The sequence below is a fragment of the Marinimicrobium sp. LS-A18 genome (assembly GCF_000463525.1).
GTDB lineage: Bacteria > Pseudomonadota > Gammaproteobacteria > Pseudomonadales > Cellvibrionaceae > Marinimicrobium > Marinimicrobium koreense.
The window spans coordinates 96,513-111,728 of record NZ_AWEP01000004.1; the positions used below are offsets into that span (position 1 = coordinate 96,513).

Sequence of the window (15,216 nt, forward strand, 5' to 3'; positions counted from 1 at the left end):
ACGGCTTTATTCAAATCGTTGTACAGAGGTAGCTGTCAGGCCAGCTTTGGAATACAGTCCGATATCGTACTGATTGAGCTCGTAGAATCGAAACGTCAGCGCTCGAAAGTCATTTATATAAACTACGCCATACTCCAGAACAGGATCCAGAAGCAACTCCAGATTAATCGATTCACCTGAAACCAAAGGCGTCAAGACGGCGGGATCTAGCGGGTTTTCCCGAACCCCGTCCAAAGAGAACCTGACTTCGTCTTCACTAACATCAAACTCAATCTGGGCGGTTCGGCCGTTATTTGGATCTTTGAATGCCAGTCCAAACGCCTCGTCTGCCGGAAATTGATCGATAGCAAGCTCAAATCGAGTCAACTGACTTACCGATTCGAACATTACCGATGTATCACCAACCAGGGAAACATTGCCACTGTCGAACGATGCCCCCTCTCCTGACGAGGCCACATTCAAGGCAACCGCTGTGGAAGTTTCTGTTCGAATCATCTCGGGCAGACTGACAGCCAACTCTTCGGTTTCGGTTTTTCCCAATTGATGGACCACAAGGTCGCCACCCCAACGAGAACGCCCACTATCGACGGCGCCTGACTTGTGTGGAACCCAACCAAAGAGCAGCTTGCTGTTTTCAGGACCAGCGGAACGACCTGCATAGTAACCTCGACCATCTAACGCATCGAACGCTGGATACTCCCAACCGCCTGAACCATCGGAAACCAGGTGTCTTACCTGCCTGGAATCATCCCTCTGATCTGAATAAATCAGATATTCGTCTCCAGCCAGCTGAAGCAAGTCAGGAACCTCCAGGTTAAGATTGGAGTCTTCCTGGTATAACGGCGCTTCTGCAGTCCATGTATCCAGGTCAGGAGAAGTGTAGAGAGCAATCGCCGCCTGACTGTTATAACGAGACGTCAGGAGCATCCAATAGGATCCGTCGCCTTCATTCCAGAAGACCCAGGGGTCACGGAAATCAAAATCACTATACCCACTGTCTCCGCTGAACGTTGACTCTGGCTGTTTCTCCCAGACATCAGAGTCGGGAGAGCCCGCCGTTGCCAACATGACAGCTTCAACTGGGTCAATCGTCTGGTTATGACCAGTGTAGTACATCCGATACTGTCCTGATTCATCCTTGATAACGCTGCCGGATCCAGTCCAGTTATCCTGGCTATCAGGCTCCGATCCCGCAGGCAGAACTTCATAAGCGCTCGAGAAATTTACCAGGTCGTCAGTTTGAGACAGATACCAAGGGTGGTTCCCGTCGTCCTGAAGGTAGTAGAGGTAATAAGTGCCATCCTCGTAAAAGGGGTTTGGATCACCCATTTTAAGACGGTTAGCCAACGGGCCGGGAAGCACATTGGTTACAACGCTGTCGTCCGAAGGTTCTACTGCCACTTTGTCCGAAGCCCGGAATTCGTCGGCAAGAACATACGGAAGAGCACCATCAGATCCATCATCAGGGTGCATATCAATAATTTCGATGACTCCTTGACGCCCTTTCAGAGCAGAGACGTCCCAGCTCACCCATTCAAGCGAGTTCTCAACGTTACTACCAGAGGCCTGACGCACCACTTCGCCGTCGACCCTCAAGACAACCGCTGTGGCATAAGCTTCGTTGTACTGATTGTTTCCACCACCAATCAGAAAATTAATGAAGTTACTACCGATGGAAAATTCTGGAGAACTCAGGCGACCCGTAGCCCCCCACCCCAAAAAGAAGTTTCCTTCATCCTCATCAAAGGCATTACCGAAACTGGCGAACACTCGCTCTCCTTGCCGCCCCTCGAACGCTTCAGCCCATTCACCACCGTCGAGGTAGACAAAGTCTCCGGTCACACCAAAGCTGTGCTCCTGGTACGTATTAAAGCCACCACAGCAGAATTCAAAACCTGCAATATTCTGATCAGAACCGGGGCGAGTGAACAAACTGAACCCTTCAGTTTCCGGAGTTTCGGTGAACACGAGCTCAACCGAGCCACCATCCGTCACCCCCGAAGGCGACGTTTCAGCGGTTGAGCTGGCCTCAAAACGATCTGCAAGAATCATGGGAAGAGAGCCATCACTGCCCTCATCGTCATGACCATCAATGATCTCGATGCGAGCCAGCTGCCCGACAAACTCCTGAACGTCCCAAGTCACTACAGACAGAGTGGCCTCTTGCCCGTTACCTGTCGCGTGACGGACAACGTCTCCACCCACCTTGAGCACAATCGCAGTGGGTCGGTCGGAATCAAAAGTGTTTGTTCCGCCACCCGCGAGAAAATTGATATAGCGTGCCGGAATCTCAAACTCTGGAGTCGTGAGGGAACCAGTAAGCTCCCAACCTTTCCACTCTGCCGAGGTGTCACCGTCGTCGTCAAAACCATCGCCAAAGCTGGCAAATACTCGCTCGCCCTCGGCACCTTCTATATCGGCGGCCCATTGGCCACCATCCAGCATCTGGACAACCCCGGACGCCGTAAACCCGTGTGCCTCGTACGTCCCGAATCCGCCGCAACAGAACTCAAAGCCGGAGTGCTCAAATAGAGAGGTAGGGGGATAGTTTTCAGAGTCGCTCGAAGAGGAGCTGCTGGAGCTTGATGAGCCACCACCCCCGCTGACCACCTCAGCAACGCTTTGAGGCGGGCTATCTTCAGGCCCCACCTTGCAGCCAGCAACTGTTGCCGTCAGGGCCACTAACAGTGCCGGGAGCACGTTTAGTTCTTTATATCGTTTCATCGCTTTGTCCTCGCTACGCCTTCACTGCCCTGGCTTCACACAAAGCCCTTTAGTTGAGGCGTTATTTGTTATATGTGCTGAGTTTCGATGAGCTTACAAAGCCATCAACTAGATAAACTACAGAATGATTTAGCTTATTTCAACTACTTTATTAACCTTGTGTTAATAATAATACTTATATAGAAACCGGTATCAATGAACAAAATCGTATATATCAAAAATACACGATTATTGACATCCTTATTTAACCGTGATTTACTTAATCGAAATAGGCGCATGCCGCCAACCAGTAAACCTAATAAGAGCGAGAATCAACGTGAAGTCACTACCCTGCCTCTATGCGGGCATCGAAGCCGGCGGCACCAAGTTCAATTGCGTGCTGGGTCGCTCTCCGACGGAGATTATGGAGCGCGCCAGCTTTCCGACGACCCGCCCGGATGAAACCCTCGGTGCCGCGATCCAGTTTTTTGAGCAGGCCCAGGCCCGGCACGGTGCCATCGCATCGCTCGGGGTAGCCTGCTTTGGCCCGGTGGACCTGTCTCTGGAATCCCCCACTTACGGCTTCATCACCGACACACCCAAGGCGCATTGGTCCAATACCGATGTGGTGGGCACGCTGTCCAAAGCCTTGGGCGTACCGGTGGCCTTTGATACCGACGTCAACGGTTCCGCGCTGGGGGAAGGTTCTCTGGGCGCTGCTCAGGGGCTGGACGACTATGTGTATGTCACCATCGGCACGGGCGTGGGCGCCGGCATCGTTGCCAATGGTCAGCCGGTGAAGGGTGCCATGCACCCGGAGGTCGGCCATATGCTTCTGCCCCATGACCGGGAGGTCGACCCCTTTCCCGGCGCCTGCCCTTTTCATGGAGACTGTGTCGAGGGCCTGGCCTCCGGCCCGGCGATCGAAAAACGCTGGCAGCAGAAGGCCGACACCCTCCCCCAGGATCACGAGGCGTGGGACATTCAGGCTGATTATCTGGCGGCCCTGTGCTGGAACCTGACCGTCACCTACTCCCCCCAGCGGATCATTCTCGGCGGCGGGGTAATGAAGCAGGACCATCTGTTCCCGCGAATTCACCAGCGCTTTCAGGGCCATATCAATGGCTACCCCTGCGGCGGCGCTGCCAAAAACCCGCAAGACTATATTGTGGCCCCCGAGCTCGGCGGTCATGCGGGCGAAGTCGGTGCACTATTGATGGCACAGGCCATTGCGCCTTCGATGACTTCAACCGCGGCCGGCTGACGGCTCTGATCATTCATTAATACAGAGGAGCCACGCACGATGGCTCCCTTAAAATCACAAACAATAATCCAAGCGAGGTAGTAACCATGAACCATTCACCGGGGGCCGCACCGCCCCGTTCTCATCGAGTTGTCATTTTCAGCACCATCGTGGCCGCCCTCGGGGGGCTACTGTTCGGCTTTGATACCGCCGTCATTTCCGGCACCACCGGTGCACTGGAGCGGGAATTTGAACTCAGCAGCAACGGGCTGGGCTTTACCGTTGCCATCGCTCTGATCGGTACGGTCATCGGCGCATTGAGCGTGGGCAAACCGGCCGACTGGCTGGGCCGCAAGCGCTCTCTGATGGTCATTGCAGTAATGTATTTCATCTCTGCCGTGGGCAGCGCACTGGCCACGGTCTGGGGCGAGTTTCTGGTCTATCGCCTGATCGGCGGTCTGGCGGTGGGTGCCGCCTCAGTTGTGGCACCGATGTACATCGCGGAAATTTCCCCCGCCGCCATGCGCGGCCGGCTGGTGGCAATCAACCAGTTGAACGTGGTCGGTGGCATTCTGCTGGCGTTTCTGTCCAACTATGTGATTGGCCTGTCCATTGACGATGCGACGGCATGGCGCTGGATGCTGGGTATCGAAGCGGTCCCCGCGGCACTGTTCCTCGCCCTGCTGTTCCTCATTCCCTACAGCCCGCGCTGGCTGGTCAAGAAAGGCCGCACCCTTGAAGCCCACGACGTTCTGGTCAAAATGGGCGAGCCCAACGTCGAGCAGGAGCTGGCAGATATTGAACGCTCCCTGGTAGACGACGACAACGGCGCCTCGGACCGACTGTTTCAACGCAAATATATGTTCCCGATTTTCTGCGCCTGGGCCATTGCCATGTTCAATCAGCTCTCGGGCATCAATGCGTTAATGTACTACGCGCCCCGCATTTTTGAGAGCGCTGGCTTCAGCACCGAGGCATCCCTGCTGCAGGCGGTTCTGGTGGGTGGCACCAATTTCATGTTCACCGTCATCGCCCTGTTCATGATCGACAAGCTCGGCCGTCGTCCCCTGCTGTTCATCGGCTCCATCGGCACCGCCGCCTCGCTGTTTCTGGTCAGCTTCCAGTTCATGGCCGAGGAAATCTCCGGCAGCCTGGTGCTCTACGGTCTGCTAGGCTTTATTGCAGCCTTTGCCATCTCTCAGGGCGCCGTCATCTGGGTGTTCATCTCGGAAATTTTCCCCAACCGGGTGCGAGCCAAAGGCCAGGCGTTCGGCAGTTTCACACACTGGTTCATGGCGGCCGCGGTGTCCTGGCTGTTCCCGGTGTTTGCCGACGGCAATGGCGGGCTGGTGTTTATTTTCTTCGGTCTGATGATGGTCCTGCAGTTCCTGTTTGTCTGGAAAATCATGCCGGAAACCAAAGGCACATCACTGGAAGATCTGGAGTACACACTGCATGTGCGCGACAACGCACCCGACAACGCGAAAACCGCCGCATCGGCCTGAATCAGCGAATAATCAATCATCATAAATCGTATAGCGAGGTTTACCATGCGCAAGACATTCACCCTTCCCCTGACCTCCGCGCTGGCGCTGGCCGTCGCCGGCTGTACTGGCAGCAACACCACCAGCACACCGGACACCGCGGCGCCAGCAGAAACCAGCGGGCCGGCAACCACGGCGCCTTACCAGGAAACGTTCCGTCCGCAGTTCCATTTCACCCCCAAAGAGAACTGGATGAACGACCCCAACGGGCTGGTGTACCACAACGGTGAATACCACATGTTCTACCAGTACAACCCCTACGGCGACAAATGGGGCCACATGAGCTGGGGCCACGCCATCAGCAAGGACCTGGTGCACTGGGAAGAACAGAAAGTGGCCATTCCCGAAGACGAGGAGTACATGATCTTCTCGGGCAGCGCTGTGGTAGACCATCACAACACCTCCGGCTTCGGCACCAAGGACAACCCTCCGATGGTGGCCATCTATACCGGCCACAAACAGGAACCGGAAAAGGGGCAGGATCAGCAACTGGCCTACAGCCTGGATAACGGTCGCACCTGGACCAAGTATGCGGGCAACCCCGTGCTGGATGAAGGCATGGAGAACTTCCGTGACCCGAAGGTGATCTGGCACGAAGAGAGCGAACAATGGATCATGGTGGTGGCCTTGTCGACTGACTACAAGATCGCCTTTTACAGCTCGCCCAACCTGAAGGACTGGACTTTCCTGAGCCATTTCGAATCCCCGGGATCCGAACTGGGGATCTGGGAATGCCCGGACCTGTTTGCCCTGCCGATTGACGGCGATGAAGACAAGCGCAAATGGGTGCTGGAAGTGGACCTGGGTGCGGGCGAGGAAGGCTCTGTGGCCGGAGGTTCCGGTGGCCTCTACTTTGTGGGCGAGTTTGATGGCAAGCAGTTCATTCCCGATGAAGACGCCATGCCCGAAAGCGAATCCGGCCCACACCAGTGGGTGGATTATGGCAAAGACTTCTATGCCGCGGTTTCCTGGTCCGACGTACCGGAAGAGGATGGTCGCCGGATCTGGGTCGGCTGGATGAACAACTGGCAGTATGCACAAGAACTGCCCACCTCACCCTGGCGCAGTTCCCAGAGCATTCCGCGCACCCTGGAGCTGGCAAGCCACGACGGCGGCCTGAAAATGGTTCAGGAGCCTGTGGATGAACTGCAGACCCTGCGCGGCGCCCAACAGTCGCTGAGCAACCTGACCGTCACCAATGACACCCGCTCACTGGCAGACTGGGACATTCAGGGTAAGGCCCTGGAAATGAAAGTGACCTTCACTCCGGGCGATGCCGAGGTGGTTGGCCTCAACCTGCGCACCGGTAACGATGAAAAAACCGTGCTGCGCTACGACGTGAGCGAGGAAACGCTGGCGCTGGATCGCACCCAGTCCGGACAGGTGGACTTCCACGCGGATTTCCCGGGCGTTCATGTGGCACCGCTGCCGCTGGATAACGGTCAGGTGGAGCTGCACGTGTTTATCGACTGGTCCTCGGTGGAAGTCTTTGCGCACGACGGCGTGGTCGCCATCAGTGACAAGATTTTCCCACAACCGGACAGCGAGGGCGTTGAAGTGTTTGTCGAAGGCGGTAGCGCCACCTTTGACCGCATCGACGCCTGGCCGCTGAAGTCCATCTGGTAAGCGCTCACCGACGCAACGCAACAAAAAAGCCCCGGCACTTGCCGGGGCTTTTTTGTTGGAGCCGCCATTACCTCAACGCCGACTCAGATCATGCGCCGCTCCGGCACACTGCCTTTGAGCAGTACGGTTTTATCCGCGCCGAAGGACGAATAGAACGGCAGAATGCCGCCGCCCACCGCAATCGCATCCGGCCCCAGTTGCCCCGGAATAATGGCCGGCACAAAAATGTCTTTGGCCGCCATGCTACCCAGGCGCCGCTCCACCATCGCCACCAGCTCTTCAATAATAAAGCGCGGCAGGTTGGCATCGATCACAATGGCTTTCAGATCCAGGATGCTGATGGCCGAAAGAAAAGCAAACACCATGGCATCGGCACAATCGTTCATCCACTCCTGGATGTAGATACGGGCATTATCGATGTGCTCGGGCAGCTCGCCGATGTGACTGATCTCGATGCCCTTCTGGTTCAGGTACCGGCGAAGTGTCAGCAGCGACGCCCGCTGGGTCAACATGTCAAATCCGCCCTTGCCCGGCTCATGGCCGAACAGCTCGGAGTGGGGAACGGGCATTGACGCCAGCTCCGCCGCGTTGCCATGCACACCGGGCTCAAGGTTGCCGTGCAACACCAGGCCACCGCCGATAAAGGCGCCGATATTGACGTACAGAAAATCCGAAATATCCCGTCCGACGCCGAGCTGCAACTCCGCCACGGCCGCCGCAGCCCCGTCGTTTTCAAAAAACACCGGCAGGTCGATACGGCTGGAGATCTCTTCACTCAGGTTGATATTGCGCCAGCGCTCGGACAGCTCATCGGCCATTTCCAGATCGCTCGGCCAGGCACCCAGGAACCAGGGCATGGCAACGCCGACCCCGCGCAGACGCTTCTGCCCGGATTTGTCCAGGTGATTGCGCAACTCGGGCAGCAGCAGATCGATCTGTTCGATGATGTAGTCCGGATCCGGCTGATCGAATTCGCGTTTGAACTGGGCCAGGGTCTTGCCGCTGAAGTCCAGCAACAGCAGCTCCAGATCGCGCCGCCCGATCTTGATGCCAATGGAATAGGCCCCGGCCGGGTTGATGGCGTAGAGGGTCGAGGGCTGACCGAGACCACCGAGACGGCGCCCTTCACGAATCACCAGCTCGTTCTGCTCGAGGTCGTCGACGATGCGGGTCACCGCCTGGGGCGTGAGGTTGGTGGCCCGCGCCAGATCGGATTTGGACGCGGTGCGGTATTTGCGCAAATGGGTGAGCATCACCCGTTCGTTGTAGCGACGCAGGCCGCTGGAATTACTGCCCTGACTCATGTGTTCCGGCTCCCGATTGGACTGGCGGCTACCGAATCGATGATTGAATGCGTATTCAACGGCAGCCCTTTGTCAAACATCACCGCAGTTTAACAAGGCGCGGACCATTAAGGCCAGCACCTTGTCAGTTCTGGGCTGGAACCCCAGCAGTCCGGTTCATTAGTCTTGCAGCTTATTATTCCAGCCAGACCGGATAGTAGTCGTACTCGCAGTAGCTGGAGTCCAGATCACACACTTCCAGCACCGCATAGAGCTTCTCGGGTAACTCGTAAATCAGCGGGCTCACATCGGTCACATAATCATCCAGGCCGCAGGCCATGGTCAGGTCCGGGTAGTACTGACAGATGCGGATGGCTTCCTGGTCACAGGGCAGGCCCTCGCCGCACACTTCGGTGTACACCCCATAACTGCCGGTCAATGACGGGCGGTCGTTCAGGCGGAAACTCACCTGATAATCTTCCAGGCTGTTCACCTGCCAGTCGATCTCGAAAATGCCCGCATCCACATAGGGATCAAACGTCAGCGGCACCCCCGGATCCAGCGCCGTATCCACGCCATAGCTGTCGATGATATTGAAGGTTTTGAGATAGGGCACAAAGTCCGAACCCCGATGAGGCCTATCGTTGACGTGCGTGACCTGCACATGGCTTTCATCGCACCCCATCAGGATCAACGAGGCAGTCATCACGATCAGGCTCAGTATACGATTCACGGGGCACCCCCTATGCATTCCGGTTAACGTAATGCCAGATTACCCTCCGGGATCTGAATCGAAACTGAACGCGCGGGCGAAAATCAGGCGGCAAGCAAGCCGGCCGCCCCCTCCACCAGAAGCTTGATGCCGGCGACCAGCAACAGACCGTAGCAGGTCCAGTAGAACCAGCGATCGGACACCCGCTTGTGCAGATAAACGCCCAACAGCACCCCCAGGGGCGCGAAAGGCAGAAGCACCAGTGCGGTGGTGATATTGCCGATATTCAACTGACCAAAGAAGGCATAGGGCACCAGCTTGGTGTAGTTGACCACACTGAAAAACAGCACCGTGGTGCCCACAAACACGGTTTTGGGCAGGTGCTGAGGCAAGAGATAAATCGCAATGGGTGGGCCACCGGCGTGCGCAATATAGCTGACGTAGCCGGACACGCCGCTCCAGAAACCGCCTCGCCAGACGCTGGGCCCGTGGGCATGGAGCCGCTGCAACAGGTATTTGCCCCAGAGGTAGTGGCCCACAAAGTAGAGCGCCATGACGCCGATCATCAGGCGGATCATATCCACGCTCATGTACTGAAAGGTCAACGCACCGCCGAGCAGGCCCACCATGGCCCAGGGAAACATGATCTTCAGGTTGGCCCAGTCCCAGCGGCCGCGAAAGCTCCACAGGCTGACCAGATCCATGGTGCACAGAATGGGCAGAAGGATACCGGCGGCCATCCGGGGATCGATCATCAGGCTCAGCGCCGGCACCGCCAGGGTGCCCAGGCCGCCACCAAAACCGCCTTTGGACAGGCCAACAAGCAACACCACCGGAATCGCCAGTGCGTAGAACTCCCAACCGCCAATCATCCGCCGCTCCCGTCAAAAAGCGGCCATTGTACCAGTGAGTTACCCCCTCAAGCGCTGCTATCCTTTATCGGGATCGCCACTTGAGCCCCCGGGGCCCTCTTTGTCCAGTCGCTCCAGTTCTTTCTGGTAGGCTTCCAGATCTTCCCAGTCATAGGGCGTCCCGGCGTTCAGATGATCCGGGTGGCGGGCCCGCTCTTTGGCATGGGCCTGCAGGGAGTGATCCTCCTGTTCATGTTCTTTGGCTTTTTCGCGCTCACGCTCGTACTTTTTCAGAAATTCCGACGCTTTCATCGCACACCTCCGGGCCCACTGGCCCCAAAAACCACACTTTTCCGTTATCATTAGGACAACACCAGAGGAGTCACTATCCATGCAACTGTTTGGCAGCTACACCTCCCCCTACGTTCGCCACTGCCGCATCGCGCTGGCCGAAACCGGCTTGCGTTGCGAGTTCATTGAAAGCGACACCCGCACCAGCGCCGAGCGCTCGCCCAGTCAGAAACTGCCCTTTCTACAGGACGGTGAACTGCTGTTGACCGACTCGTCTTCCATTCTGCGCTATCTGCGGGAAAAAGCCGGCCAAAGCTTCTTCCCCAGCCTCCGGGATTACGACGACTTCTGCCTGACCAACACCCTGATGGATGCCGCACAAATTCTCCTGGTGCTGGAGCGTGACGGCCTGACCCCGGAACAGAGCCCCTACCTGGAGCGCCAGCGCCGTCGTATCGACACCTGCCTCGATGCCCTGGCCCAGCGCCCTCTGAGCGGCCAGGCGCCCTACAACGACTTTGAATTGCGCCTGGGGTGCGTTCTGGCCTGGGGCCGCTACCGGGACCGCTTCAGCTTCCAGCAGTACCCGAGTCTTACGGAGCTACTGGAAGGCCTGGATCAATATGCGCCGTTTGCCGACACGGCGCCACCTCAGTGATCCGACTGAATAACGCGTCAGTATTTTTATAAGAAGAACGACCGCTTCCGAGGCGGTCGACTCCGACCAACCACGAGAATCGACACGACCATGACTGAGCGACAGACCCAGCACCCACAGCGCGGCCGGGCGCCCACTCTGATCGACGTGGCCAAAGTGGCGGGCGTCTCGCCCATTACCGTTTCCCGGGCACTGAACCAGCCCGAACGGGTGTCGGAAAAGGCGCGAGCCAAAGTCACCGCCGCGGTCGAGAAAACCGGCTACCTGCCCAACATGCTTGCCGGCAGCCTGGCCACCCAGAGCAGCCGCCTGGTGGCGCTGATCGTACCGACGATCGCCAACCCGATTTTCGCCGAAACCGTCCGGGCCATCACCGAAACCCTGGAACAGGCCGGTTACCAGACCTTGCTCGGGTTATCCGGGTACTCCGAGGCCCAGGAGCAAGACCTGCTGGAGGCCATTCTCTGTCGCCGTCCGGATGGCATCATCCTCACCGGTCTGAACCACACAGACATCAGCCGAACCCGCCTCAAGGCCGCCGCGATTCCCATTGTCGAAACCTGGGATCTGGGGGATCAGCCCCTCGATGCCCTGGTCGGCTTCTCGCACCTGGACGTGGGCCGCAGTGTCGGGCAGTACCTGCTGAACCAGGGACACCGGCGCTTCGCGGCCATCAGTGCCGACGACCAGCGAGCCGAAGACCGTCTCGCAGGCTTCATTCAGGTCCTGGACGAGGCCGGTATCAGCCCCGACGCCGTGGAGCGACTGGAAACTCCCGCCCGCTTCAGCCAGGGCCGGCAGGCCTTTGCCCGCCTTCTGGAGCAGGGAATCCGGGCCGAGGCGGTTTACTGCAGCTCCGACACCCTCGCCCAAGGGGTATTGACCGAGGCCAGGGCCCGGAACATCGACATCCCAGGCGACATGGCGTTAATCGGGTTTGGCGACCTGGATTTCGCCGCCCACACCCTGCCCTCGCTCACCTCGGTGCAGATCAACGGCGCCGAAATCGGGTATCGCGCGGCCCAGCACCTGCTCAGCGCCATGACCGGCGAACACCCTCCGACCGAGCCCGTGACCATCGACGTGGGCTTCCAGATCGTCAAACGCGACAGCGCCTGATTTTCCGTCTTTTTGCCATCGGGTCTTGCAATCCAAAAATGATTGCGCAATCATAGCAGCCATCAACCGGGCCCAGCCGGCCTTAAAACAGCTATAAAAACACGACAGAGAGAACCCTATGAGCCAGCCCAAACGCTCTCCCGAAGAGCTGCGCAGTCATCGCTGGTACGGCGTCAAAGACCTGCGCTCCTTCGGCCACCGATCCCGGACCTCCCAGATGGGCTACACCCGCGACGACTACGCCGGCAAGCCGGTGATTGCCATCGTCAATACCTGGAGCGACATCAACCCCTGCCATACCCACTTCAAACAGCGAGTGGAAGAGGTCAAGCGCGGCGTCTGGCAAGCGGGGGGCTTCCCGGTGGAGCTGCCGGCGTCCACCCTGTCCGAGCCCTTCCAGAAACCCACCGCCATGCTCTATCGCAATATGCTGGCCATGGAAACCGAAGAGCTGTTGCGCGCCTATCCGGCCGACGGTGTAGTGCTGATGGGCGGCTGCGATAAAACCACCCCCGCCCTGATCATGGGGGCCATTTCCGCCAACCTGCCCGCGATTTTTGTACCCGCCGGGCCCATGCTGCGCGGCAACTGGCAGGGCAAGACCCTGGGCAGCGGCTCCGACACCTGGAAATACTGGGCCGAACTGCGCGCCGGCAACATCACCGAGGAAGACTGGCAGGGCGTGGAAAGCGGCATTGCCCGCTCCCCGGGGCACTGCATGACCATGGGCACCGCCTCCACCATGACCAGCGTGGCCGAGACCCTGGGCCTGTGCCTGACTGGCGCCGCCTCCATTCCCGCCCCGGATTCGCGCCACGCCCAGATGGCCTGCAGCACCGGCAAGCGCATCGTGGAAATGGTCTGGGAGGATCTGACCCCGAAAGACATTCTCACCGAGACGTCATTCGACAACGCCATCAAAGTCGCGCTGGCTCTGTCCGGCTCCACCAACTCCATCGTGCACATCATCGCCATGGCCCGGCGCGCCGGTTTCCCACTGACCCTCGACCGCTTTGACGCCCTGGCTCGACACACCCCGGTGATCGCCAACCTGCGCCCCGCCGGCGCTTACCTGATGGAAGACTTCTACTACGCCGGTGGCCTGCCCGCCCTGCAGGAAGTGATGAAGTCCCTGCTGGATCTGAACCAGCGCACCGTCACCGGTAAAACCCTGGGCGAAAACATCGCCGGCGCACGGGTCTTCAACGACGATGTCATTCGCTCCCTCGACAACGCGCTGTCCGAGCGAGACGGCATTGCCGTGCTGCGCGGCAACCTCGCCCCCGACGGCGCGGTGATCAAACCCCCCGCCGCGGAACCGCACCTGCTGGTGCACACGGGCCCGGCGGTGGTGTTTGAAAACCATCAGGAGATGAGCGAGCGCATCGACGACCCGACGCTGGACATCGACGAGCACTCCATCATCGTGCTCAAAAGCGCCGGTCCCCAGGGCGCACCAGGCATGCCAGAGTGGGGCCAGTTGCCCATCCCGAAAAAACTGTTGGAAAAAGGCGTACGAGACATGCTGCGCATTTCAGACGCGCGCATGAGCGGCACCAGCTACGGTGCCTGCGTCCTGCACGTCGCCCCGGAATCTCACGTCGGAGGGCCCCTGGCCTTTGTGCAGACCGGTGATCTGATTGAATTGAACGTACCCGAGCGCAAACTCAATCTGCTGATCGACGAGGACGAAATGGCCCGCCGACGTGTCGCCTGGAAAGCCCCGGAGCCCAAATTCAGCCGCGGCTGGGGCGCGCTCTATCAATCCCATGTCAGCCAGGCCAATGAAGGCTGTGATTTCGACTTCTTGGAAACCATCCCGGTGACCGACATCACCGACCAGGAACCCGATATTCACTGAGGCCGCGACGCGGTAAAAAACACTCGCGAGCAACACAAAACACGAGAGAACTGTTATGTACGAAGCCATGCGCAACGCCCTGAACGGCATCTCCGGGGTGCACATCACCCCCTATGACAACACGGGCGAAGTCGATCAGCCCCTGCTGCACAAGGTGGTCGATCGCATCGCCAGCGCCGGGATTCACAACATCGTCACCGGCGGCAATACCGGCGAGTTTTACGCCCAGGACCTGGACGAAGTCGTGCTCGGCTACCGGGTCGCTGTTGAAGCCAACGCCGGGCGCGCCAAAGTCACCGCCGGCGTCGGCCGCAGCGGTCGGGAAGCAGTTCGTCTGGCACAGCAGGCACAAGAGGCTGGTGCCGACGCCCTGATGATCCATCAGCCACCGGACCCGTTCTGCTCGCCCCGATTGGTCATCGACTATATTCAACAGATCGCCGACAGCACCGACCTGCCCATCATCGCCTACGCCCGCAGCCCGGGTCTGGAGCCGGGTCACTTCGTTCGCCTGGCGGAAATAGAGAATGTGGTGGCGGTAAAGTATGCTGTGCCCGACCCGATCCGTCTGGGTGAATGTATCCGCGCCACTCAGGGCAGCCCCCTGCAGTGGTTGTGCGGTCTGGCGGAAAGCTGGGCCCTACCCTTCTACGCCTGCGGCGCCCGGGGTTTCACGTCGGGGCTGGTGAATGTGGCCCCGGAGTTGTCTCTGGCGATTCACGCGGCGCTGGAGCGCGAGGCGATGAGTGAGGCCCGGGCTTTGGTGGACCGGATTGCCGAGTTTGAAAAAATGCGTACCTTTGAGGCCAATGGCGCGAACGTGACGGTGGTGAAAGAGGCGATGCAGATTCAGGGATGGCCCGTGGGGCCGACGCGGGCGCCGGGGGTGACTGAGTTGAGTGAGACACAGCGAGAGGCGTTAGAAGAAATTTTGAAGGGTTGGTAATACCCCGGAGGATTTTGGTTGCAGTGCTTCGTATCGGAATGCTCCGCCTGGGTATACCTTTGTGAGACACGCCGTGAATCCGGTCCCCTTCGCGCTCCCGGCGCTTCGGGACACTTCCCACATCCATGTGGGGCGTCCACTGGCTCGACGCGCGGAGTCCCTCCGCTTACGGTCTCACAAGGGGTTACCCAACCTCCGCGGTGCCAAATTAACGTTTCGGGAAATAGCACCTTTCGGATGTGGGGTTTGGTATTACACGGCAGGTTGCGTAGGGCGGATAAGGGCAAAGCCCGCATCCGCCGTTACCCAAGTTGCAGTACATAAGGGACTATTCCCCTCGTCAAGTTCAGTAACGGCGGATGCGCCTTCGGCTTATCCG

Annotated in this window: 12 protein-coding genes; 7 read left to right on the forward strand and 5 right to left on the reverse strand. The window is 58.7% G+C overall.

What is annotated here, in order from left to right; translation table 11 throughout:
- Positions 1 to 6: 6 nt before the first annotated feature.
- Positions 7 to 2,724, reverse strand: coding sequence for a hypothetical protein (locus N645_RS0107780; protein WP_024460942.1), 2,718 nt, complete (start codon positions 2,722 to 2,724; stop codon positions 7 to 9).
- A gap of 316 nt (positions 2,725 to 3,040) precedes the next feature.
- On the opposite strand from N645_RS0107780, the gene N645_RS0107785 reads away from it, so the two are divergent.
- From N645_RS0107785 to N645_RS16765, 3 genes are all read left to right on the forward strand, one after another.
- Positions 3,041 to 3,967, forward strand: a complete 927-nt coding sequence (locus N645_RS0107785; RefSeq protein ID WP_024460943.1) for an ROK family protein — start codon at positions 3,041 to 3,043, stop codon at positions 3,965 to 3,967.
- Between the two features lie 86 nt (positions 3,968 to 4,053).
- A complete protein-coding gene (locus N645_RS0107790; protein WP_024460944.1) occupies positions 4,054 to 5,451 on the forward strand; it encodes a sugar porter family MFS transporter in 1,398 nt (465 codons plus the stop codon).
- 45 nt (positions 5,452 to 5,496) lie between these two features.
- A complete protein-coding gene (locus N645_RS16765) occupies positions 5,497 to 7,116 on the forward strand; it encodes a glycoside hydrolase family 32 protein (protein WP_051174355.1) in 1,620 nt (539 codons plus the stop codon).
- Positions 7,117 to 7,199: 83 nt separating this feature from the next.
- Here the strand turns inward: N645_RS16765 and N645_RS0107800 are convergent, their stop codons facing one another.
- The 4 genes from N645_RS0107800 to N645_RS0107815 all read right to left on the reverse strand — a co-directional run bounded on the left by N645_RS0107800 (position 7,200) and on the right by N645_RS0107815 (position 10,274).
- Complete coding sequence (locus tag N645_RS0107800) at positions 7,200 to 8,420, reverse strand: ROK family transcriptional regulator (RefSeq protein WP_024460945.1); 1,221 nt, start codon at positions 8,418 to 8,420, stop codon at positions 7,200 to 7,202.
- Between the two features lie 175 nt (positions 8,421 to 8,595).
- Complete coding sequence (locus tag N645_RS0107805) at positions 8,596 to 9,132, reverse strand: hypothetical protein (protein WP_152521656.1); 537 nt, start codon at positions 9,130 to 9,132, stop codon at positions 8,596 to 8,598.
- Positions 9,133 to 9,215: 83 nt separating this feature from the next.
- Positions 9,216 to 9,983 carry a sulfite exporter TauE/SafE family protein gene (locus tag N645_RS0107810; RefSeq protein WP_024460947.1) on the reverse strand — a complete coding sequence of 256 codons (768 nt, stop codon included), beginning with the start codon at positions 9,981 to 9,983 and terminating at the stop codon, positions 9,216 to 9,218.
- A gap of 57 nt (positions 9,984 to 10,040) precedes the next feature.
- The gene (locus tag N645_RS0107815; RefSeq protein WP_024460948.1) at positions 10,041 to 10,274 is read right to left on the reverse strand and encodes a hypothetical protein; all 234 of its coding nucleotides are present in this window, start codon (positions 10,272 to 10,274) and stop codon (positions 10,041 to 10,043) included.
- 79 nt (positions 10,275 to 10,353) lie between these two features.
- Between N645_RS0107815 and N645_RS0107820 the strand changes: the two genes are divergently transcribed.
- The 4 genes from N645_RS0107820 (at position 10,354) to N645_RS0107835 (ending at position 14,837) form a co-directional block, all read left to right on the forward strand.
- The gene (locus N645_RS0107820) at positions 10,354 to 10,911 is read left to right on the forward strand and encodes a glutathione S-transferase family protein (RefSeq protein WP_024460949.1); all 558 of its coding nucleotides are present in this window, start codon (positions 10,354 to 10,356) and stop codon (positions 10,909 to 10,911) included.
- Positions 10,912 to 11,001: 90 nt separating this feature from the next.
- Positions 11,002 to 12,030 (forward strand): LacI family DNA-binding transcriptional regulator, encoded by a 1,029-nt coding sequence (locus N645_RS0107825; RefSeq protein ID WP_024460950.1) that lies wholly within the window; start codon positions 11,002 to 11,004, stop codon positions 12,028 to 12,030.
- A 118-nt stretch (positions 12,031 to 12,148) separates the two neighbouring features.
- Positions 12,149 to 13,891, forward strand: a complete 1,743-nt coding sequence (gene araD / locus N645_RS0107830; RefSeq protein ID WP_024460951.1) for an L-arabinonate dehydratase — start codon at positions 12,149 to 12,151, stop codon at positions 13,889 to 13,891.
- A 55-nt stretch (positions 13,892 to 13,946) separates the two neighbouring features.
- Positions 13,947 to 14,837 carry a dihydrodipicolinate synthase family protein gene (locus N645_RS0107835; RefSeq protein WP_024460952.1) on the forward strand — a complete coding sequence of 297 codons (891 nt, stop codon included), beginning with the start codon at positions 13,947 to 13,949 and terminating at the stop codon, positions 14,835 to 14,837.
- Positions 14,838 to 15,216 lie beyond the last annotated feature (379 nt).